17 protein-coding genes and 2 pseudogenes are annotated in these 21433 nt (G+C 72.7%); 7 read left to right on the top strand and 12 right to left on the bottom strand.

Translation table 11 applies throughout. The features are described from left to right. Positions 1 to 57: 57 nt before the first annotated feature. From CXR04_RS00730 to CXR04_RS00705, 6 genes and pseudogenes are all read right to left on the bottom strand, one after another. Positions 58 to 864 (bottom strand): hypothetical protein, encoded by an 807-nt coding sequence (locus CXR04_RS00730; protein WP_234380666.1) that lies wholly within the window; start codon positions 862 to 864, stop codon positions 58 to 60. 155 nt (positions 865 to 1019) lie between these two features. Then, the gene (locus CXR04_RS00725) at positions 1020 to 2009 is read right to left on the bottom strand and encodes a zinc-dependent alcohol dehydrogenase family protein (protein WP_101419969.1); all 990 of its coding nucleotides are present in this window, start codon (positions 2007 to 2009) and stop codon (positions 1020 to 1022) included. Continuing rightward, the gene (locus CXR04_RS00720) at positions 2006 to 2902 is read right to left on the bottom strand and encodes a carbohydrate ABC transporter permease (RefSeq protein ID WP_101419968.1); all 897 of its coding nucleotides are present in this window, start codon (positions 2900 to 2902) and stop codon (positions 2006 to 2008) included. The genes CXR04_RS00725 and CXR04_RS00720 overlap by 4 nt, the downstream gene beginning before the upstream one ends. Further along, on the bottom strand, positions 2899 to 3870 hold the full coding sequence (locus CXR04_RS00715; RefSeq protein ID WP_101419967.1) for a carbohydrate ABC transporter permease: 972 nt from the start codon (positions 3868 to 3870) through the stop codon (positions 2899 to 2901). The genes CXR04_RS00720 and CXR04_RS00715 overlap by 4 nt, the downstream gene beginning before the upstream one ends. Continuing rightward, a pseudogene (locus tag CXR04_RS00710) lies at positions 3867 to 5233 on the bottom strand (ABC transporter substrate-binding protein). Before CXR04_RS00710 ends, CXR04_RS00715 begins: the two are co-directional and overlap by 4 nt. A gap of 141 nt (positions 5234 to 5374) precedes the next feature. Next, positions 5375 to 6136, bottom strand: a complete 762-nt coding sequence (locus tag CXR04_RS00705; RefSeq protein WP_199850358.1) for a DeoR/GlpR family DNA-binding transcription regulator — start codon at positions 6134 to 6136, stop codon at positions 5375 to 5377. 463 nt (positions 6137 to 6599) lie between these two features. Here CXR04_RS00705 and CXR04_RS00700 point away from each other — a divergent pair, with 463 nt between their 5' ends. Further along, entirely contained in the window at positions 6600 to 7466 is an 867-nt protein-coding gene (locus CXR04_RS00700) for a glycoside hydrolase family 16 protein (protein ID WP_234379966.1), read from the top strand. A 10-nt stretch (positions 7467 to 7476) separates the two neighbouring features. On the opposite strand, the gene CXR04_RS00695 is transcribed toward CXR04_RS00700, so the two are convergent. Beyond that, positions 7477 to 8856 carry an amidohydrolase gene (locus tag CXR04_RS00695; RefSeq protein ID WP_101419965.1) on the bottom strand — a complete coding sequence of 460 codons (1380 nt, stop codon included), beginning with the start codon at positions 8854 to 8856 and terminating at the stop codon, positions 7477 to 7479. Between the two features lie 183 nt (positions 8857 to 9039). Here CXR04_RS00695 and CXR04_RS00690 point away from each other — a divergent pair, with 183 nt between their 5' ends. After that, entirely contained in the window at positions 9040 to 10098 is a 1059-nt protein-coding gene (locus tag CXR04_RS00690; RefSeq protein WP_101419964.1) for a glycoside hydrolase family 5 protein, read from the top strand. Between the two features lie 146 nt (positions 10099 to 10244). Here the strand turns inward: CXR04_RS00690 and CXR04_RS36785 are convergent. Further along, positions 10245 to 11129 (bottom strand): annotated as a pseudogene (locus CXR04_RS36785) (NAD(P)-dependent oxidoreductase); the annotation flags it as partial. A gap of 46 nt (positions 11130 to 11175) precedes the next feature. Continuing rightward, positions 11176 to 12006, bottom strand: a complete 831-nt coding sequence (locus CXR04_RS00680; RefSeq protein ID WP_101419962.1) for an aldo/keto reductase — start codon at positions 12004 to 12006, stop codon at positions 11176 to 11178. 60 nt (positions 12007 to 12066) lie between these two features. Between CXR04_RS00680 and CXR04_RS00675 the strand changes: the two genes are divergently transcribed. The 3 genes from CXR04_RS00675 (at position 12067) to CXR04_RS00665 (ending at position 14479) form a co-directional block, all read left to right on the top strand. Beyond that, a complete protein-coding gene (locus CXR04_RS00675; RefSeq protein ID WP_101419961.1) occupies positions 12067 to 12693 on the top strand; it encodes a TetR/AcrR family transcriptional regulator in 627 nt (208 codons plus the stop codon). Positions 12694 to 12938: 245 nt separating this feature from the next. Beyond that, positions 12939 to 13526: an RNA polymerase sigma factor gene (locus tag CXR04_RS00670; protein WP_101419960.1), complete on the top strand. Its 588-nt coding sequence runs from the start codon at positions 12939 to 12941 to the stop codon at positions 13524 to 13526. Continuing rightward, positions 13526 to 14479, top strand: coding sequence for a hypothetical protein (locus tag CXR04_RS00665; protein ID WP_101419959.1), 954 nt, complete (start codon positions 13526 to 13528; stop codon positions 14477 to 14479). Before CXR04_RS00670 ends, CXR04_RS00665 begins: the two co-directional genes overlap by 1 nt. 52 nt (positions 14480 to 14531) lie before the next feature. Here CXR04_RS00665 and CXR04_RS00660 read toward each other — a convergent pair whose 3' ends face one another. Continuing rightward, positions 14532 to 14822 (bottom strand): hypothetical protein, encoded by a 291-nt coding sequence (locus CXR04_RS00660; protein ID WP_101419958.1) that lies wholly within the window; start codon positions 14820 to 14822, stop codon positions 14532 to 14534. Positions 14823 to 14897: 75 nt separating this feature from the next. Between CXR04_RS00660 and CXR04_RS00655 the strand changes: the two genes are divergently transcribed. Continuing rightward, entirely contained in the window at positions 14898 to 15701 is an 804-nt protein-coding gene (locus CXR04_RS00655; protein WP_101419957.1) for a class I SAM-dependent methyltransferase, read from the top strand. A 7-nt stretch (positions 15702 to 15708) separates the two neighbouring features. Here the strand turns inward: CXR04_RS00655 and CXR04_RS00650 are convergent, their stop codons facing one another. After that, positions 15709 to 16767: a PP2C family protein-serine/threonine phosphatase gene (locus CXR04_RS00650; RefSeq protein ID WP_101419956.1), complete on the bottom strand. Its 1059-nt coding sequence runs from the start codon at positions 16765 to 16767 to the stop codon at positions 15709 to 15711. A gap of 510 nt (positions 16768 to 17277) precedes the next feature. Here CXR04_RS00650 and dnaE point away from each other — a divergent pair. Further along, positions 17278 to 20820, top strand: a complete 3543-nt coding sequence (gene dnaE, locus CXR04_RS00645) for a DNA polymerase III subunit alpha (RefSeq protein ID WP_101419955.1) — start codon at positions 17278 to 17280, stop codon at positions 20818 to 20820. A 15-nt stretch (positions 20821 to 20835) separates the two neighbouring features. Here dnaE and CXR04_RS00640 read toward each other — a convergent pair whose 3' ends face one another. Further along, positions 20836 to 21420: an SDR family oxidoreductase gene (locus CXR04_RS00640; RefSeq protein ID WP_234379965.1), complete on the bottom strand. Its 585-nt coding sequence runs from the start codon at positions 21418 to 21420 to the stop codon at positions 20836 to 20838. Positions 21421 to 21433 lie beyond the last annotated feature (13 nt).

The raw sequence follows: 21433 nt of genomic DNA, 5'->3' as shown, positions 1-21433 counted from the left end.
CCGGGGTGATCGCGCATCCGCGCACCCCGGCGGGCACCGCGCGCCGCGGTTCCGGGCTCACCCGTTCGGGTGCCGGTCGCCCTGCTGGTCCGGCCGGCCGCGCTCCTGTTCGCCCTCCTCGCCCTCGCTGCCGGTGGGCGTCGGGGTGGGCGAGTCGGAGGGGGAGGGGGACTGCGAGCCCGACGGGGTGCCGCTCGGCGCCGACACCGTCGCCCGCGAGGAGGCGGTCGACGACGGGCTGCCGGGCTCCGTGGAGCTGCCGCCGGGGCTGGGCCCGGGCGTCGTCGGGTCCGCGGTCGGTGCGGGCGGCGGGGCCGTGGAGGGCCGGGAGCGCTGCGCGCGGTCCTGCGCGTCGGCCCGCGCGGGCGGCGGGCTCGCCGCCGACGGGGTGCCGGGGGCGTCGGGGGTGCCGGCGGAGTTCGTCGGCAGCGGTCCGAACGGGGCGTCGGGGCGCTCGTCGGCGCGGTCGGCGTCGGGTCTGCCGTCACCGCCGAGCACGTTCGCCGCGACCAGCCCGCCGGAGATCGCCGCCACCCCGGCCGCCGCGAGGGCCGCGAGCCGCGCGCGGGGCGGGCGCCGGCGCCGCCCCCGGCCGTGCCGGGCCCGGCCGGGGACGACGGGCTGCTCCAGCGTGTCGTCGTCCGGGGGCACCGGCGTGTACGGGGCGGTGTCCGGGTACGCCGCGCGGCCCTCGGCGAACAGCTCCAGATCGCGCGGATCCGGCCCCGGCACCGCCGGGCCCGGCTCCTGGAGCGGGACGGGCCCGCCGCCCGCCGGGGCGTCCGGGGCCGGGCCGGTGGCGGCGGCGCACCAGGGCGCGCCGCCCGCGTCGTGCCACCTGCCGCAGCCCGGACAGTCCATCATGGCCACCTGACCTCGCCGTCCTTCCGTGGCGTGGAGGGGTCTGCCGACAAGTCCCCAGTGTGCCAGCGGGCAACAGCGGCCGTAGCGTACTGAATCGGCATATATGAGCGCCGCCTGAGACTCGTCTCACACGGCGCCCACACCGGCCTCCGCAGTTACGGCACCACCACGATCTTCCGGCCCTTCCCCGACGCGAACTGCTCCAGGGCGGCCGGGTATTGTTCCAGCGGCAGCCGGTCGCTGATGAGCAGTTCGGGGTCGAGCACGTCAGCGGCGAACAGCTCCGCCGCCCGCTCGTAGCTGTGCAGCACGGCCATCGAGCCGGTGATGGTGATCTCCTGGTTGTAGATGCGGTACGGCTCGATGGTGGCGGTCGTCGCGTAGTCCGCCACCCCGAACTGCAGGAAGGTGCCGGCCTTCCCGACCCGGCCCAGACCGTCCTGGATCGCCGCCGCGTTGCCGGTGGCGTCGATGACGACGTCCCACCCCTCCGGCTGCCCGAACTCCTCCGGCGTGGCCGCCGCCCGGCTGCACCCCACCTTCTGCGCGGTGGCCAGCCGCTCGGGGTTGAGGTCGACCACGTCCACCGCCGCGGCGCCGGTGCGCTTGGCCAGCTCCAGCATCATCAGCCCCATCGTGCCCGTGCCGTAGATGAGCACATGGGCGGCGAGCTTGCTGTTGAGCACGTCGTAGCCGCGCACCGCGCACGACAGCGGCTCGATCAGCGCCGCGTCCTGGGTGCGTACGTGGTCGGGCAGCCGGACGCAGTTGGCGACCGGCGCGACCGCGTACTCCGCCGCCCCGCCGGCGACGGTGACGCCGATGGCGCCCCACCGCTCGCACAGGTTGCCGTGGCCGGTACGGCACTTGCGGCACTCGTGGCAGTACAGCGACGGGTCCACGGCGACCCGGTCGCCGACCGCGACCTCGGTGACGTCGCGGCCGATGCCGACGACCTCGCCCGCGAACTCGTGCCCCGGCACCACCGGCAGCGTGGGCGCGAACTCGCCCTGCAGGATGTGCAGATCGGTTCCGCACAACCCGCACGCCGCCACGTCCACCACGACCTCGCGCGGGCCGGGGGTGGGGTCGGGGACGTCGGTCACGGTGACCGTGCCGGGGGCTTCGATGACGGCGGCCCTCATTTGACGGCTCCTAGGGACAGGCCCTGGACCAGCTTGTCCTGGGCGGCGAACCCGGCGGCGAGCACCGGGAGGGAGATGACGACGGAGGCGGCGCAGACCTGGGCGAGGAAGAGCCCCTGACTGGTGATGAAGCGGGTGAGGAAGACGGGGGCGGTCTCCGCCGTCACCCCCGTGAGCACCCGCGCGAACAGCATCTCGTTCCAACTGAAGATGAAGCAGATCAGCGAGGTGGCGGCGATGCCCGGGCCGGCGACCGGGGCGATCACCCGGGTCAGCACGGTGGTGAGCTTCGCCCCGTCGATCTGCGCGGCCTCCACGATCGAGACGGGGATGTCCGCGAGGAACGACTGCAGCATCCACACCGCGATCGGCAGGTTCATCGACGTGTACAGCAGGACGAGCAGCCAGATGTTGTCGAGCATCCCGGTGTTCTTGGCGAACAGGTAGATCGGGAGCAGCCCGGCGACCACCGGCAGCATCTTGGTGGAGAGGAAGAAGAACAGCACGTCGGTCCAGCGCTTCACGCGCCGGATGGACAGCGCGTACGCGGCCGGCAGCGCCAGCGCGAGCACCAGCACGGTCGAGAACACGCTCGCCATCACCGAGTTGAGCAGCGCGGGCCACGGGCTGGGGCCGCCGCCGGAGCCGAAGAACGTGCGGTAGCCGTCGAGCGTGAGCGACGCGGCGACCGCCGGCGGGTTGGCGGCGGCGTCGGTCTCCGCGTGCAGCGAGGTGAGCACCATCCACGCCACCGGCAGGAAGAACGCGATGCCGACGAGCCAGGCCAGCAGCCCGAGCCCGGCACTGCGGCGCCGCGCCTTGCGCAGGGCGGGCGGCAGCGCGGCGCGGCCGGTGCGGGCCGGCTTCCGGGCCGTCGCTACGGTCGTGGTCATGCGCGGGACGCCTCCTCCCGGAACAGGGACGACACGACGCGCAGCGCGAAGGTCGCGATGACGATGGAGCCGATGACGACGAGCACGCCGGCGGCCGAGGCCAGCCCGTACTCGTGCGCCTGGTAGAAGGTCTGGTAGATCGTGTACGGCAGGTTGGCGGTGCCGAGCCCGCCCGAGGTGATGGTGAACACCGCGTCGAAGTTCTGCACGATGTACACCGAGCCGAGCAGCACGCCCAGTTCGAGATAGCGGCGCAGATGCGGCAGCGTGAGGTAGCGGAAGATCTGGAAGCTCGTGGCGCCGTCGAGCTTGGCGGCCTCGACCATCTCCGTCGGCCGGCTCTGCAGCCCGGCCAGCAGGATCAGCATCATGAACGGTGTCCACTGCCAGATCAGCGCGGCCTCGACGGCGATCAGCGGCATGTCCGACACCCAGTCCGGCTGCGGCGGCGTGTCGTCGCCGAACAGCTCCGCGACCCAGGTGATGGCGCCGTTGAAGAGGCCGTACTCGGGGTTGTAGAGCGCGTGCTTCCACAGCAGCGCGGCCGCGACCGGCACCAGCAGGAATGGCGCGATGAGCAGCGTGCGCACCACGCCGCGGCCGGGGAACGCCCGGTCCAGCAGCAGCGCGATGAGCAGCCCGAGCACCACGCTGACCAGGACGACCGCGGCGGTCAGCACCGCCGTGGTCACCACCGACTCGCGCAGGCCCTCGTCGCTCGCCACCTGGCTGTAGTTGTCGAGTCCGGTGAAGCTGCGGTCGTCGGGGCGCAGCGAGTTCCAGTCGAAGAGGGAGATCACCAGGGTCGCCACGAACGGCAGTTGGGTGACGGCGATCAGGAACACCAGCGCCGGCAGCAGCGGCGCGCGGGTGGCCCAGGCGCGGGCCCCGCGGCCCGGCCGGCGGGGTGCCGGCCGGCCCGCGCGCGGCGCCGGGCGCTCGGTGCGTACGGCGGTCGGAGTACTCATCGGTCCCGGTACTCCCCGCCGACCTCCTCGGCCAGTTCCTGGGAGTTCTCCAGCGCGTCCTCGACGGACTGCTTGCCCGCGATGGCCGAGCTGATCTCCTGGGAGACCTTGGTGCCCAGATCGGAGAACTCGGGGATGCCGACGAACTGGATGCCGGGCGCGGGCCGCGGCTGGGTGCCCGGGTCGCGCGGGTCGGCGCCCTCGATCGCCTCGCGGGTGATGTCGGCGAAGGAGCCGGCGGCCTTCAGGTAGTCGGGGTTGGAGTACGTCGACGCGCGCTTGCCCGCGGGCGCGTTGGCCCAGCCCAGCTCCTTGCCGACCAGCTCCTCGTACTCCTTGCTCGACGCCCAGGAGATGAACTTCCAGGCGCTCTCGGGCCGTTCCGACGCCTTCTGCACGCCCCACGCCCAGGTGTAGAGCCAGCCGGAGGACTCGGTCTTGTCGACCGGCGCAGGCGCGTAGCCGATCTTGCCGCGGACGGGGGAGTCCTCGGCCTCCAGCGAGCCGGTGGCCGCGGTGGCGTCGTACCACATGGCGGTCTTGCCCTGGGTGAGGTTGTTCAGGCACTCGGCGTAGCCGGACTGGGCCGCGCCGGCCTCGCCGTGCTCGCGGACGAGGTCGACGTAGAACTTCGCCGCCTTGGTGAACTCGGGCGAGGTGAGCTGCGCCTCCCAGTTCTCGTCGAACCAGGTGCCGCCCATGGTGTTGACCACCGTCGTCAGCGGCGCGATGACCTCGCCCCAGCCGGGCAGGCCGCGCAGGCAGATGCCCTTCATGCCGGGCTCGGCGCCGTCCGCCTCGGCGGCGAGGTCGGCGACCTGCTGCCAGGTGGGCTTGTCGGGCATCTTCAGGCCGTTCTCGGCGAAGACGTCCTTGCGGTACATGAGGAAGGACGACTCGCCGTAGAAGGGCTCGGCGTACAGCTTGCCGTCCTCGGCCGTCAGCGACTCGCGCATCGGCGCGAGGACGTCCTCCTGGTCGAACTTCGCGTCGTCCGCGGCGTATTCGTCGAGCGGCAGCAGCCAGTCGTTCTCGGCGAAGAAGGGCACCTCGAAGTTGCTGATGGTGGCCACGTCGTACTGGCCCGCCTGGTTGGCGAAGTCCTGGCTGATCTTGTCGCGGACCTCGTTCTCCGGCAGCACGGTGAAGTTCACCTCGATGCCGGTCTTCTTCGTGAAGTGCTTGGCCGTCAGCTTCTGCAGCTCGACCATCTGCGGGTTGTTGACCATGACGACGTTGACGGAGTCGTCGCCCCCGGAGCTGCCGCCGCCCCCGCGCCGCTGCACGCGGCGAGCAGGGCCGCGGCGGTGGCCACGGGCACGAGGGTGCGGATGGTGCGCTTGCTGCGGGTCGGAGTGAGCATCGCATGCTCCCAAAGAGGGTCGGGGGCGGGAATCGGGGCGTACGGAGCCGGGCCACCCGGCTTGTTGCTCGTCCGGGGAGGCGTGGCGTACACGGGGTATGGGATGTGGTGTGCGGACGTAGGGAAGGGGCGCCGGTCCCGTCAGGTCCTGATGACCTGCGGGCCGAGCAGCGAATAGCGGTGGGCCTCCGCGGCGGGCAGCCCGGTGTCGGTGATGATCACGTCGAACTCGGAGACCTCCGCGAACCGGCAGAAGCTCACCGCGCCGAACTTGGTGTGGATCCCGGCGAAGACCTTCCGCCGGGCCACCCGCATCGCCTGCGCCTTGACCTCGCTGACCGCCGGGTCCGGGGTGGTCAGCCCGTAGGCGCGGGAGATGCCGTTGGCGCCGACGTACGCCAGGTCGATGACGAAGCCGGCGAGCATCCTGGTCGTCCAGTGGTCCACGGTGGCCAGGGTGCTGCCGCGCACCCGCCCACCGAGCAGTAACACGGTGACCCGGTCGTCCCCGGCCAGGGCGCTCGCGGTGGCGAGCGAGGCCGTGACGATGGTCAGCGGGCGGGGCCGCGGCAGCGCCTCGGCGATGAGCTGGGGGTTGAAGCCCTCGTCGATGAAGACCGTCTCGGCGTCCCCGAGAAGCTCCGCCGCCGCGGTGGCGATGCGCGACTTCTCCGGCACGTGCATGGTCGTGCGGTACGCGAGCGTGGTCTCGAACCCCGCGCTCTCCACCGGATACGCGCCGCCGTGCGTGCGCCGGACGAGCCCGTGGTCCTCCAGGAGCGTCAGGTCACGCCGTACGGTCTCCCGGGAGACACCCAGGTCGGCGGCCAGCTTGGCGACGTCCACCTTGCCGGCGCGCCGAGCGGTCTCCAGGATGACCCGTCTGCGTTCTTCTCCGTCCACGACGACCACCTGCCTTCGCGGTTTGGCTGTGGGGGGTGCTGTCGGAGTGGTGAAGCCCTGCCCGTTCGGGCTTCCGAAGGCATTTCTACCGGCGGCGGAACGCACCGGCCAGGCTTCATGCACCGCACGTCGTGACCGACTGTGCCCGCTTTCACGGCTGTATCACCGCTGGGGAGCGGCAGTCGGCCGGTTTCGGTGCCTGCCGGGCATGCCCGCCCCGGCCAGGACGCGTGCCCGTTCGGTGCCCGGTTGGGCAACGGGCGTGGGTTCGGGCCCGTTCGCTTCGGGAGGTGAACGCGGCGGGATCCGCCGGATCCATTGACGGCGCCCGCGCGAAGGAGTTCACTTTCGCACCGAAACAGGTCTGGACCAAGCTCGATACCCGGCTGACCAGTCGGGACGCCCGGCACCCGCGGCGTTCCCCGGTCGGCAACCCCCCACCAGAGGATCGAGGCGCACCTTCATGACCTCACGGAGCAAACGGCGTCGCCGTACGCCCGCCGTCCTGCTGCTCGCGGCCGTCTGTGCCGGGCTGAGCTGGACACCCGGCTCTGCGGGCGCCGCACCGGACGGCGCCCAGGCTGTGACCTTCGAAGACAACTTCGACGGACCCGCAGGTTCCGCCGTCGACGGCGGCAAGTGGCTGACCGAGACCGGCGACAACGTCAACAACCACGAGCGGCAGTACTACACCTCGGGCAACGCCAACGCCGCGCTCGACGGCCAGGGCAACCTGGTCATCACCGCGCGCAAGGAGAACCCGGGCGACTACCAGTGCTGGTACGGCCGGTGCGAGTACACCTCCGCCCGGCTCAACACCTCCGGGCGGTTCACCACCACGTACGGCCACGTCGAGGCGCGGATGAAGCTGCCGCGCGGGCAGGGCATATGGCCGGCGTTCTGGATGCTCGGCGACGACATCGGCCAGGTCGGCTGGCCCGCCAGCGGCGAGATCGACGTGATGGAGAACGTCGGCTTCGAGCCGGGCACCGTCCACGGCACGATCCACGGTCCCGACTACTCCGGCTCCGGCGGCATCGGGGCCGGCTACTCGCTGCCCGGCGGCGAGGCGTTCGCCGACGGCTTCCACACCTTCGCCGTCGACTGGTCGCCGAACGAGATCACCTGGTCCGTGGACGGCAACGTCTACCAGACGCGCACGCCCGCCGACCTCGGCGGCAAGCGGTGGGTGTTCGACAAGCCGTTCTTCCTGATCCTCAACCTCGCGGTCGGCGGCTACTGGCCCGGCGACCCGGACGGCAGCACCTCCTTCCCGCAGCAGCTCGTCGTGGACTACGTGCGCGTCACCACGCCCGACGCCGCGCAGTAGCCCCGCGGGCCTACGTGCCGTAGCTCTGGATCCGGCGGCCGTGGCCGCGCTCGGTCAGCGCCGCGAGGCGCGGCGCGAGCTCGGCCGCGACCTCCGGCACGTCGACGGTCAGCAGCCGCCGGTCGCGCATGAGGACCCGGCCGTCGACGATCGTCGTGCGCACGTCGCCCGCGCGGGCGCTGTGCACCAGGGTGGCGGCGAGGTCGTGCACGGGCTGCGTGTGCGGCCCCGTCAGATCGACCAGGATCACGTCGGCCCGGCGGCCGGGCGCCAGCGAACCCACCCGGTCGCCGAGGCCGACGACCCGCGCGCTCTGGGTCGTCGCGTGGTGCAGCATCTGGCGCGCGGTGGCCCAGGTGGCGTCCCGCTCGGCCGACTTCTGCACCAGCGCGGTGAGCGCCATGCTCTCCCAGACGTCGAGCGTGTTGTTGGACGCGGCCCCGTCGGTCGCCAGCCCCACCGGCACGCCGGCCGCCCGCAGCGCGCGCACGGGCGTGGTGTCCCAGCCGAACTTCAGATAGCCGCGCGGCGCGGTCGCCACCCCGGCGGCCGGCGCCCGGCCCAGCAGCTCGATGTCGGCGCCCGTGAGCCCCGTGCCGTGCGCGATCAGCACGTCCGTGTCGAGCAGCCCGCAGCGCTGGAGCACCTCGACCGGCGTCCGGCCGTGCCGGGCGAGGCTGGCCTCGGTCTGCTCCCGGTTCTCCGCGGCGTGCAGATGGACGAGCAGCCCGTGCTCCCGCGCGAGCCGGGCCGTGGCCGCCAGGTCGTCGTCCGTCACGGTGTACGGCGCGTGCGGCGCCAGGCACGTGGTGATCCGGCCGTCCGCGCCGCTGGCGCGGCGCAGCGCGAAGTCCAGGGACCGCTCGCGGCCTTCCGCGCCCTGGGAGGAGAAGTACGCCAGGCCCAGCACCGCGCGCAGCCCGGTGGCCGTGACGGCGTCGGCGACCCGGTCCATGGCGAAGTAGTGGTCGGCGAACGTCGTCACGCCGCCGCGGATCATCTCGGCGCAGGCCAGCAGCGCGCCCAACTCGACGTCCCGGTCGGTGAGGTTGCTCTCCACCGGCCAGATCCAGTCGTTGAACCACTCCTCGACCGGCACGTCCTCGGCGAACCCGCGCAGGAAGACCATCGGCGCGTGCGTATGGCAGTTGACCAGCCCCGGCAGGGCGACCTGGCCGCGGGCGTCGATGCGCTCGGCCGCCGGCACGCGCGCGGCGTCCGCCGCCGTCGTCACCGCCGCGATGGCGCCGTCCCTGATCACGATCCCGGCGTCCTCGGCGAAGTCCACCTCGCCGCCGGGGCCGTGGACCAGCGCGGTGCAGCCCTCGATCACGAGGCCGGCGGGCTCCGCGCCCGGCCCGGCGTCCGCGGTGTGCTCCGGCTGCGCCATGGTCGACTCCTCGATCGGCCCGGGGATCCCGCCGGGAACGCTACCGGCCGCGACTGACAGCGCGCGGCGCGTTCCGTCGCCGCGGACGGCGCCCGCTGCCGCGGGCCTTGACGCGCGCCGCCGTGAGTGGGTGTATGGGAGCGCTCCCAAATTCCGCGTCAACCGACTTGCGAGGAGCCGCACATGAGCGCACCGAGAACCACACCCCCCACCGCTCGCGGACGCCGCCGGCGCGGCGGGACCCGTACCGGACGCGCCCTGCTCGCCGCCCTGCTCGGCCTGGCCGCCGCCGTCGCCGGGTTCGGTACCGGCGCGCAGGCCGAGCCCGCCGCCGCGGCCGTGGGGCTGCACACCGAGGGCGGCCGGCTGCTGGAGGGCAACGGCAGCGACTTCGTGCTGCGCGGCGTGAACCACCCGCACGCCTGGTACACCGGCGAGCTGGACTCGCTGCGCGAGATCAAGCAACTGGGCGCGAACAGCGTGCGCGTGGTCCTGGCCACCGGCGACCGCTGGCCGCGCAGCGACACCGCCGACGTCGACAACGTTGTCTCGCAGTGCAAGGCGAACCGCCTGATCTGCGTGCTGGAGGTCCACGACACCACCGGCTACGGCGAGGAGGGCGCCGCCGTCTCGCTCGACCGCGCCGCCGACTACTGGATCAGCGTCCGCGACGCCCTCGCCGGCGAGGAGGACTACGTCATCGTCAACCTCGGCAACGAGCCGCACGGCAACCGGGGCTACGAGCGCTGGACCGCCGACACCCGGGGCGCCATCGCCAAGCTGCGCGCCGCCGGACTGCGGCACACCCTGATGGCCGACGCCCCCAACTGGGGCCAGGACTGGACGAACACCATGCGCGGCAACGCGCGCGCCGTCGCCGACTCCGACCCGCAGGGCGACACGCTCTTCTCGGTCCACATGTACGGCGTCTACGACACCGCCGCGGAGATCGAGGACTACCTGACGTCGTTCACCGAGGCCGGACTGCCCATCGCGGTCGGGGAGTTCGGGCATGATCACTCCGACGGCAACCCCGACGAGGACGCCGTCATGCGCCTCACCCGGGAGCTGGGCCTCGGCTATCTGGGCTGGTCGTACAGCGGCAACGGCGGCGGCGTCGAATACCTCGACATGGTGCGGAACTTCGACCCGGCCGCGCTGACGGACTGGGGGCGGCGCTTCTTCCAGGGCCAGGACGGCATCGCGGCCACCGCGAAGGAGGCCACCGTCTACGGCGGCTGAGCCCCGGCCACCGCCACACCCGCCCGGCGGTACGCGCCGGCCCCCGGCCGCCGGGCGGGCAGCGGCGCCGTGCCGCCGCCCGGCCCGTACGAGGGCCACGCCGGGCTCGTACCGCCGCCCGTGCCTGTGCTTGTGCCTGTGCCCGCTCAGCTCCCCGCGCCGCCCGGCCCGCGGAAGCTCGTGTACACCGCCGCCACGTCATCGCGGCCGTGCCCCGCCGCCGACGCCTCCCCGTACAGCCCGCGCAGCGCCGCCAGCAGCGTCGTGTCGACTCCCGCGGCGCGGGCCGCGCCGTCGATCAGGTCGACGTCCTTCAGCGCGGCGTCGAGCGCGAACTGCGGCTCGTACGAGCCCGCGAGCATCCCCTCGCCCTTCGCGTGCGCGTACCCGCAGTCCGCGGGCGCGCCCTCGATGGCCGCGAGGAACAGCTTCGGGTCCAGCCCGAGCGCCCCGGCCAGGGCGAGCGACTGGGCCGCCGCCGCCGTGATCGAGGCGATCCAGGCGTTGCACGCCAGCTTCAGCGCCGTACCCGCGCCGACCTCGGGACCCGTCCACACGGTCTTCACCGAGATGGCCGCCGTCAGCGGCTCGATCCGGGCGAAGACGGCCGGATCGCCCGCCGTCAGCAGCGTCAGCCGGCCGGTCTCCGCGGGCTGCCTGGTGCCCAGCAGCATGGCCTCGACCAGGGTGCGCCCCGCCTGCGCGGCCAGCTCCGCGGCCCCGCGGGTCCCCTCGGGGCCGACGGTGGCCGTCTGCACCCACACGGTGTCCCCGGGCGACGCCGCCAGCGCGTCGCCCAGGACGGCGAGCACGGCGTCCGCGTCGTACAGCGCGATCAGTACCGCGTCGGCGTCGCGCACCGCCTCCGCCGCGCTCGGCGCGACCCGCGCGCCGTCGGCGGCGAGCGGCTGCGCGCGCTCCGGCGTGCGGTTCCAGACGGTCACCTCGACGCCTTCGCGGAGCAGCGAGCGCGCCATGCCCGCGCCCATCACGCCCGTTCCCAGTACTGCTGCTTTCACCTTGCGGACTCCTCTGTCATTGCTCGGCTGCGCGGCGCCGTACCTGACGGACCGCGGGTCACAACTCCTCGTGTGCGTCCGGGTCGCCGCCCACGCGCCGCTGCGGCCGGCCGGCGACCGCGGCCATCTCGGCGGCCGACAGCTCGAAGCCGAAGACGCCGAGGTTCTCCCGCTGCCGCGCGGGATCCGCGGACTTCGGGATGGGCACCGCGTCGAGCTGCGCGTGCCAGCGCAGCACCGCCTGGGCGGGCGTCACGCCGTGCGCCTCGGCCACCCGCGCGATCGACGCGTCGCGCAGCACGTCGGTGCCGCGGCCCAGCGGGCTCCAGCTCTCCGTGACGATGCCCTTCCCGGCGTGGTACGAGCGCAGCTCCTCCTGCGGGAAGTGCGGGTGCAGCTCGATCTGGTTGACCGCGGGCAGCACGCCGGTCTCCCGCTCCAGCCGGTCGAGTTGGGCGACGGTGAAGTTGGAGACGCCGATGGAGCGTACGAGGTCCTCCTCGCGCAGCTTGATCATCGCGCGCCAGGAGTCGGTGTACAGGTCCACGCGGGGCAGCGGCCAGTGGATCAGGTAGAGGTCGACGTAGCCCACGCCCAGCCGCCTGCGGGACTCCTCGAAGGAGGCGAGCGTCTGCTCGTAGCCGTGGTGGCGGCCGGGGAGCTTGGTGGTGACCACGACGTCCTGACGCGGCACGCCGCTGCGGGCGATGCCGCGGCCTGTGCCCGTCTCGTTGCCGTAGTTGAGCGCGGTGTCGACCAGCCGGTAGCCGGTCTCCAGGGCGGTGGCGACCGCCCGCTCGGCCTGCGCGTCGTCCATCGGGTACGTGCCGAGGCCGAGGGCGGGGAGCTTCGTACCGTCGTTGAGCCTGCGGACCGGGACGCTGGTCACACGTGCTCCTTCCCTTTATCGTACGGTGCGTTCAGTATAAGGCGGACGCCGGAGGCGGGCATGGGCGAAACGGGTGGGCCGCGCGCGCCGCGGGGCCGGCCGCGAAGCGAGCGGGCCAGAGCCGCGGTGCTCGCCGCCGCCACGGAACTGCTGGTGGCCGGCGGGGTGCAGGCGGTCACCATGGAGGCGATCGCCGCCCGGGCGCGGGTCAGCAAGTCGACGGTCTACAAGTGGTGGCCCACGCGCGGGCACGTGATGCTCGACAGCCTGGCGCACGTCACCGGGGACCCGCCCGCCCGGCCGGCCGCCGGCACGAGCCTCGCCGACGCCCTCGCCGCCGAGGCCGGCGCGCTCGTCCGGATCGTGCGCGACACCGCCGCCGGTCCCCTGGTGGCCGACCTCGCCGCCGCCGCGCAGGCCGATCCCGGCATCCGTACCGCGCTCGACGAGCGGTGGGTGGGCCCGCGGCGCGCCGCCTGCGCACGGCTGCTCCACGACGCCGTGGCCCGCGGCGAACTGCGGCCGGACACCGACGTCGCCGCCGCCCTCGACCAGCTCTTCGCACCCGTCTACCACCGGCTGCTCCTCGGCCACGCCCCGCTCGCCGACGACCTCGCCGCCACCCTCGTACGCCAGCTCCTCGACGGCCTCGGCGGCGGCCGCGGGCGATCGGAAGAAGATCAGTGACCATCCGGGCGACCGCCCCGCACACGACCCATTCGGTGCAAGAACTCCCTTACGTCCCAAGCGGTGTGGCCGGGTGTCCGCGGACTGGACGCGATCCAGCGGCGGGCCGTAGCGTGCTCTTCCGCGCGGGCGGACAGCGAAGGAATGTGGTCGGCCTCCCGATAAACCAGCACCTGGGGGGTGCTTACCGAATGGATCCGTTCTGTATGCGCCCGGCCAGCGGGCCACGGACCGGCTGACCCGGCATGGCAGAAGCTGACGCACCGTTCGCGGAGGCGATACGCGCCGCACAGGCCGGCGACGAGACCGCGTTCGTGCATCTGTACAGATCCGTGCACCCCTGCCTCGTCCGCTACGTCGGCACCCTCGTCGGCGACGCCGCGGGCGACGGCGACGCGGAGGAGGTCACCGCGGGGGCCTGGCAGGACATCGCCCGCGATCTGCGCGCGTTCGACGGCGACGCCCTGAGCTTTCGCGCCTGGTGCGCCCGCCTCGCCCGCGCCCGCGCGCTCGCGCACCTCCGCGACCGCCCCGGCGGCCCGCGGCCCGAGGGGGTCCCGGGGCGTCCTGACGGCGGGCGTACCCTTGCCCTGATCGCCTGGCTGCCGCGCGCGGAAGCCGACGCCGTCGCGCTGCGGGCGATCGTGGGGCTGGACGCCGAGCGAGCCGCCTACGTGCTCGGCACGAGCCCCGCCGCGGCCCGCTCCGCCACCCTGCGCGGTCTGCGCCTGCTGGCGGACCAGCTCGGCGACGCCGCGGCCGGCGCCTGTCCGGCGGGCGCACCGGCAGGTGACGCGACCTGCACGGCCACGTGGATGCTCAGGGGTATGTGATGGGCGACGACGACCGGAACACCTGGCTCGACCAGCGCGCCGCCGAGCGGCTGTTCGCCGGCGAGCAGTTGGACGCCGGGCCCGCGCTGCCGCCCGCCGACCGGGACACCGCCGAGCGGCTGGCCGCGCTGCTGGACACCGCGGCCCGCGCCGGCCGCCCGGCGCTCGACACCGAACTGCCGGGGGAGCGGGCGGCGCTGGCCGCGTTCCGCGCCGCGAACGGCTCCCGCCCCGGCTGCGAGTCCCGCGTGCCGGGGCGGCGGGTGCCCGCCGAGCCGGTGGTGCGGCTCGCGCCGTCCGCCGCGGGTGCCGTTCCCGTACGCCGTACGCCCCGGCGGCTGCGGCGCCTGCGCACCGCCGCCGCGGTCACCGCGGCCGGCTGCGTGCTCGGCGGCGTCGCGCTCGGGGCCGGCGCGATCCTGCGTACGGCTCCCGACACTCCCGGCCCCTCCACGGGACCCGCCGTCTCGCCGATGGCCACACCGGAACCGGGCCCCACCGGCGGCGACTACGCCAACGAGGGGGCCGCGTCCGCGGGCGGCAACAGGCTGGACGACAGACCCGAGGGCAGACGCGACGAGCCGGACACCGGCACCGCCCCCGGCGCCGGCGGCGCCGCCGAGCCGGACGGCACGCAGGACGAGGACGCCGGCCAGGGCGGCTCCGGCCAGGGCGAGGAGCAGGGCGCGCCGGGCAACTCGGTGGAGCGGCAGTGCGAGATGTTCCGCGCCGAACGCGACGGCGGGGGCCCGGTCAACGACAACAGGTCCTGGAACCGGCTCGTCCGCGAGGCCGGCGGAGAGGAGGCCGTCGCCGGCTTCTGCGCGAAGCACTTCGGCGACGGCGGCCAAAGCGACCACGGCAGCAGCAATAGCGGAAGCGACGGCGGCCATGGTGAGGACGACGAAGGCGACGAAGGCGACGAGGGCGACGAGGGCGACGAGGACGACTGATCGCCCGGCGCCGCCGGCCGCCGCAGCGCCGGGCACCCGGCCCGTACGCCCCTCAACCGAACTGCGTCAGCACCATCGTCACCAGCCACAGCACGATGGCGCACCCGATCGTGACCACCGGCCAGCTCCGCGCCGTCTCGCCCAGCGGATGCCGCCGCCGGACCGATGTCCACACCACCCAGAACGCCTCCGCCTCCGCGGGCTCCACGCGCTCGCCGTCCAGCAGCCACAGCGCGGGCCCGTCGCCGGCCGGCGCCGCTAAGCCCGAGGGTGCGCGGTCGTCGCGCACCTGCTCGACCTCCTTCACCAGCCGGCCGCCGCAGTAGCTCTCGCGTCGGATCAAGGGGGCGTTCCTCTCGGTGGCGGATGCCGCGAAATGACGATGCACGGGCAAGGAAGCCGATCATAAGGTGAGGCCGTGACAGACGACGAACGCGAGCGCCTGCGGGCGACCTTCACCGAGGCGCCCGAGCTGTACGACCGCGCGCGGCCCCGCTACCCCCGGGAGATGTACGACGACCTCGACGCCGCCGCGCCCGGCGGCCTCGGCCCCGGCTGCCGGGTGCTGGAGATCGGCTGCGGCACCGGGCAGGCCACCGTGCCCGTCGCCGAGCGCGGCTGCCGGGTGACCGCGGTGGAGCTGGGCGCGGGCATGGCGCGGGTGGCGCGCCGCAACCTCGCCGCGTTCCCGGACGTGCATGTCGAGAACGCGGTGTTCGAGGAGTGGCCGCTGCCGCCCGAGCCGTTCGACGTGGTCCTCGCCGCCACCGCGTTCGCCTGGGTCGACCCCGCGGTCCGGGTGCCGAAGTCGGCGGACGCGCTGCGCCCCGGCGGGGTGCTGGCGACCGTCCGTACGCACCATGTGGCCGGCGGCAGCGAGGAGTTCTTCGCCGCGGCGCAGGGCTGCTACGAGCGGTTCGACCCGGCGACGCCGCCGGGCCTGCGGCTGCAGCCCGCGGCCGCCGTCCCCGAGGACCGCGACGACCTCCGCGGCGAGGAGCGCTTCGCGGCGCCGGTCTTCCACCGGTACGAGTGGGACCTGCCGTACTCCACCGCCGAGTACCTCGACGTGCTGCGCACGTACTCCGGCCACCGGGCGCTGCCCGCCGCGGCCAGGGACGCGCTGCTGGCCTGTCTCGCCGGCCTGATCGACGGACGGCACGGCGGCCGGATCGTCAAGCGCTACCTGACCGAGCTGCGGATCGCCCGCCGCCTCGGCTGACGTCCCGTCAGCCGTCCCGGTAGCGCAGCAGCAGCATCGCCGCGTCGTCGTGGAGCGGGGCCCGGACATGCTCGATCACGTCCTGGCGCAGCGCGGTCAGCGCCCCCTCCGGGTCGGGGTCCTTGAGCAGCCCGGCGCGCTGCTCCAGCGGGTAGAAGGCCCCGGCACGGTCGCGGGCCTCGGTGACGCCGTCGGTGTAGAACAGCAGTTGGTCCCCGGGCGCGAACCCCGCCGTGTGCGGCTCCGGCTTGGCGACGCCGTGCTCCCCGAGACCCAGCGGTAAGGCCCGCTGCGGCGGCGCGAGATAGCGCACGTCGCCGTCCTGGCGCACCGCCAGCGGCGCGGGGTGCCCGAAGTTGAGCAGCGTCACCTCCTGGCCCGAGCCCACCTCGGCCAGGATGGCGGTGACGAACTTCTCACCGTCGAGCTGCCGGTCGAGCGCCCGCTCCAGCCGCTCCCCGACGGCCGTCAGGTCCGGCTCGTCGTACGCGGCCTCGCGGAAGGCGCTGAGGACCACCGCCGCGGTCTCCACGGCCTCCAGGCCCTTGCCCTGCACGTCGCCGACGATCAGCCGGACGCCCGCGGGCGAGGTCACCACCTCGTACAGGTCGCCCCCGATCCGCGCCTCCGCCACGGCCGAGGTGTACGAGACCGCCGCCCGCAGCCGCCCCGCGCTGCGGGGCACCGGGCGCAGCAGCACGCGCTGCGCCACCTCGGCGATGGACCGTACGCTCGCGAGTTCCTCCTCGCGGCGATGCCGCATCCGCACGGCGAGCAGCGCGGCGACCGTGACGCCGACGACGGACAGCAGGGCCACATAGCCGCGCCGCGACTCGAACATCACGTCGGAGATGCCCAGCAGGACGCAGAGCACCAGCGCGATCCCGCCCACGAACACCGTGCGCTGCCAGCCCCCGACCAGGCCGGCGAAGGCGGGACCCAGCGAGACCAGGGGGAGGAACCCGACGTCGGGTCCCGCGGTGACGTCCACGACCGCGACGCAGCCCATGACGGCGTACGGCAGCGCGTTGAGCGTGCGGTGATGCGGCAACTTCCGGTCGGTCATGCGCTACTCGCTACTCCAGCCGCTGGTCGGCTCTGCACCTCGGACGGCGCGGAGATACGGCCCCCGTCGCGGCCGGCCCCACCCGTGAGGCTAGGCAAGGATCGGCCCATCCGGGACCGATGCGGCCGAATCGTTGTCTGTCCGGCACCGGGTCCGGCGCGCCAACCCCCGTACGGTCGGGGCAAAACCCCCGCAACCGGGCGGTGTGCGGCGGGGTTTCCCGCCGGGCGTGGCCGGATCCGAACGGGCCACGGTTGAAGCAGGTCGCGACGCGAACGAATGTCCATTGTCCCGCAGATGCGGCCCCGCTGTCATAGGTCCGGTCGAGGCAGTGGCGGCCGGCTTCCGTGCGGCGCTCCGCCCGGCGGCCCGCTGCACGCTCCCGCGCTGAGGCAACCGCTCCGGTACAACGCCCGGTTGTCCACTCGGGCGTGTTTGTTGTTTGAAACGGTCCTCGACCTGGGGCTTTGATGGCGCTTCTGACAACGCCCCGTTGTGTGAGGAGCCGTCGTGGCCAAGCCACCTTTTACGCATCTGCATGTGCACACGCAGTATTCGCTGCTGGATGGGGCGGCGCGGTTGAAGGATATGTTCGCGGCGTGCCGTGAGATGGGGATGTCGCATATCGCGATGACGGATCATGGGAATCTTCATGGCGCGTATGATTTTTTTGCGCAGGCGTCGGCGGCGGGGGTGACGCCGATCATCGGTATCGAGGCGTATGTGGCGCCGGAGTCGCGGCGGAACAAGCGGAAGGTGCAGTGGGGGCAGCCGCATCAGAAGCGTGATGACGTGTCGGGTTCCGGTGGGTATACGCACAAGACGATCTGGGCGTCTTCCCGTACGGGTTTGCATAATTTGTTCCGGTTGTCGTCTGATGCGTACAAGGAGGGGTGGCTGCAGAAGTGGCCGCGGATGGACAAGGAGGTGATCGCCGAGCATGCGGAGGGGTTGATCGCTTCTACGGGGTGTCCTTCGGGTGAGGTGCAGACGCGGTTGCGGCTGGGGCAGTTCGACGAGGCGCTGGCGGCGGCGGCGTGGTATCAGGAGGTGTTCGGGAAGCAGCGGTATTTCCTGGAGCTGATGGATCACGGGATCGAGATCGAGCGGCGGGTGCGGGACGGGCTGCTGGAGATCGGGCGGAAGCTGGGGATTCCGCCGCTGGTGACGAATGACTCGCATTACACGTATGCGCAGGAGGCGGGGGCGCATGATGCGTTGTTGTGTATTCAGACGGGGAAGAATCTTTCTGATCCGGACCGGTTCAGGTTCGACGGGACGGGTTATTACCTGAAGTCGACCGAGGAGATGTATGCGGTCGATTCCTCGGATGCCTGGCAGGAGGGGTGTGCGAACACGCTGCTGGTGGCGGAGCAGATCGATACCGCGGGGTGGTTCGAGAAGCGCGACCTGATGCCCCGGTTCGAGGTGCCCGACGGCTACAGCGAGGTCACCTGGTTCCGCGAGGAAGTGTGGAACGGCATGCGCCGCCGCTACCCGGACGGCTGGGACGAGCACTACCAGAAGCAGGCCGAGTACGAGATGGACGTCATCATCCAGATGGGGTTCCCGGGGTACTTCCTGGTGGTCGCGGACTTCATCATGTGGGCGAAGAACGCGGGGATCGCGGTCGGTCCCGGCCGTGGCTCGGCGGCGGGTTCGATCGTGTCGTACGCGATGGGGATCACGGACCTGGATCCGATCGAGCACGGGCTGATCTTCGAGCGGTTCCTGAATCCGGAGCGGGTGTCGATGCCGGATGTGGACATCGACTTCGACGAGCGCAGGCGGGCGGAGGTGATCCGCTACGTCACGGAGAAGTACGGTGCCGACAAGGTCGCGATGATCGGCACGTACGGGACGATCAAGGCGAAGAACGCGATCAAGGACTCCGCGCGGGTGCTGGGCTATCCGTACGCGATGGGCGACCGGATCACCAAGGCCATGCCCGCCGACGTCGGCGGCCACGGCATCGATCTCGCGGGCATCACCGACCCCGCGCATCCCCGCCACGCCGAGGCCGGCGAGGTGCGGTCGATGTACGAGAACGAGCCCGACGTGAAGAAGGTCATCGACACGGCGCGGGGCGTCGAGGGCCTGGTGCGGCAGATGGGTGTGCACGCGGCCGGTGTGATCATGTCCAGCGAGCCGATCGTGGACCACGTCCCGGTCTGGGTGCGGCACAGCGACCAGGTGACGATCACGCAGTGGGACTACCCGACGTGTGAGTCGCTCGGCCTGCTGAAGATGGATTTCCTCGGCCTGCGGAACCTCACCATCATGGACGACGCCGTGAAAATGGTGCGCGCCAACAAGGGGGCCGACATCGAGCTGCTGTCCCTGCCGCTGAGCGACGCCAGGACCTTCGAACTGCTGGGCCGCGGGGACACCCTCGGCGTCTTCCAGTTCGACGGCAGCGCGATGCGCTCGCTGCTCCGGCTGATGCGCCCCGACCACTTCGAGGACATCACCGCCGTCACCGCCCTCTACCGGCCGGGTCCCATGGGCATGAACTCGCACATCAACTATGCGCTGCGCAAGAACGGCCGCCAGGAGATCACCCCGATCCACCCCGCGCTTGCCGAGCCGCTGAAGGAAGTCCTCGACATCACCTACGGGCTCGTCGTCTACCAGGAGCAGGTGCAGAAAGCCGCGCAGGTGCTCGCCGGCTACACGCTCGGCCAGGCGGACCTGCTGCGCCGCGCCATGGGCAAGAAGAAACAGGAAGTGCTCGACAAGGAGTTCGTCCCCTTCCGCGACGGCTGCCGGCAGCGTGGCTATCCGGACGAGGCGGTGCAGGCGGTCTGGGACGTCCTCGTGCCCTTCGCCGGCTACGCGTACAACAAGGCGCATGCGGCGGCGTACGCGCTCGTGTCGTACTGGACGGCGTATCTCAAGGCGAACTATCCCGCCGAGTACATGGCCGCGCTGCTGACGTCCGTGCGCGACGACAAGGACAAGTCCGCGGTCTATCTCAACGAGTGCCGGAAGATGGGCATCAAGGTGCTTCCCCCGGATGTCAACGAGTCCGAGGCCGACTTCACCCCCCGCGGCGACGACACGATCGTCTTCGGCCTCACCGCCGTCCGCAACGTCGGCCGGAACGTCGTGGACTCCATCGTGCGCTGCCGCCAGTCCAAAGGGCCCTATGCCTCCTTTCCCGACTACCTCGACAAGTCGGAACCCGTCGTCTGCAACAAGCGCACCACCGAATCGCTGATCAAGGCGGGCGGGTTCGACGCCCTCGGGCACACCCGCAAAGGTCTCCTCGCCCATTACGAGCCGATGATCGACGCCGTCGTCCAGGTCAAGCGGAAGGAGGCGGAGGGCCAGTTCGACCTCTTCGGCGGCATGGGGGAGGAGGCCGCGGCGGACGAGCCGGGCTTCGGGCTCGACGTGCAGTTCACCGACGAGGAGTGGGAGAAGTCCTATCTCCTCGCCCAGGAGCGGGAGATGCTCGGCCTCTACGTCTCCGACCACCCCCTCTTCGGCATCGAGCACGTGCTGGGCGACAAGGCCGACGCCTCCATCGCGGCGCTCAACGGGGGTGACCACGCCGACGGGGCCATCGTCACCATCGGCGGCATCATCTCCGGACTGCAGCGCAAGATGACCAAGCAGGGCAACGCCTGGGCCATCGCCACCGTCGAGGACCTCGGCGGCTCCATCGACTGCATGTTCTTTCCGGCCACCTACCAGCTCGTGGCGACCCAACTCGTCGAGGACGCCATCGTGTTCGTCAAGGGACGGCTCGACAAGCGCGAGGACGTGCCGCGGCTGGTCGCCATGGAACTCGCCGTCCCCGACCTCAGCACCGCGGGCGAACGCGCCCCCGTCCGCCTCGACATCACCGAGGCCCAGGTCACGCCCGAGTCGGTGGGCCGCCTCAAGGCCGTGCTCCAGGCTCACCCCGGCCCGTCCGACGTGCACCTGCGGGTGCGCGGCCGGTCCCGTACGACGGTCTACCGCCTCGGCCACCGCATCGCGCCGCGGCCGGAGTTCTGGGCGGACCTGAAGGCGGCGGTCGCGGTGAGCAGGGAGCCCGGGGCGTAGCGGGTGCCGCCGCGGTCAGGCTGGCGGAGCCGTCGCCTCCGCGCCCGTGTACGCCACGTCGTGCTCCCCGCGCGACCGCGGCTGGGTGTGCAGCCGCCAGTAGTGCTCCGCGATCAGGTCCGGGTCGAAGTCCGTGCCGGGCGCCACCGCACCGTCGACCGTCACCGTCGCGACGTGCACACCGCCCGGCCCGTACTCCAGGTCGAGCAGCCTTGCCAGCGTGCGCACCCCGGCCTTGCCCAGCGCCTTGGGCTCGGGCATGCCGCCGGTGAGCAGGAACGAGCCGCCGCCGCGCCGGGCCATCGCCGGCGCCAGGTGCGCGGCCGCGGTCAGCGCGCTGCCGACGTTGACGGCCCAGGCGTCCAGCAGGGCGCTCTGGGCCAGCTCGCCGATCGCGTCGGCGCGGACGAGGGCCGCGTTGCAGACGACGGCGTCGGGCACCCCGAACCTGCCGGTCGCGGCATCGAGCGCGGCGCGCAGCGCCGCCTCGTCGGTGACGTCGGCGACCAGCGGGAGCGCCCCGGACCCCGGCGCAACGCCCGTACCCGTCGCGGCGACCGCCTCGGCGCCACGGGCGAGCGTGCGCTCCGAACGCGCCACCCCGGCTGCCCCG

Origin of the sequence: Streptomyces sp. CMB-StM0423 (genome assembly GCF_002847285.1) — a bacterium.
GTDB lineage: Bacteria > Actinomycetota > Actinomycetes > Streptomycetales > Streptomycetaceae > Streptomyces.
Note: the sequence above shows the minus strand (reverse complement) of the source record. Positions and strands in the feature narration are given on the sequence as shown.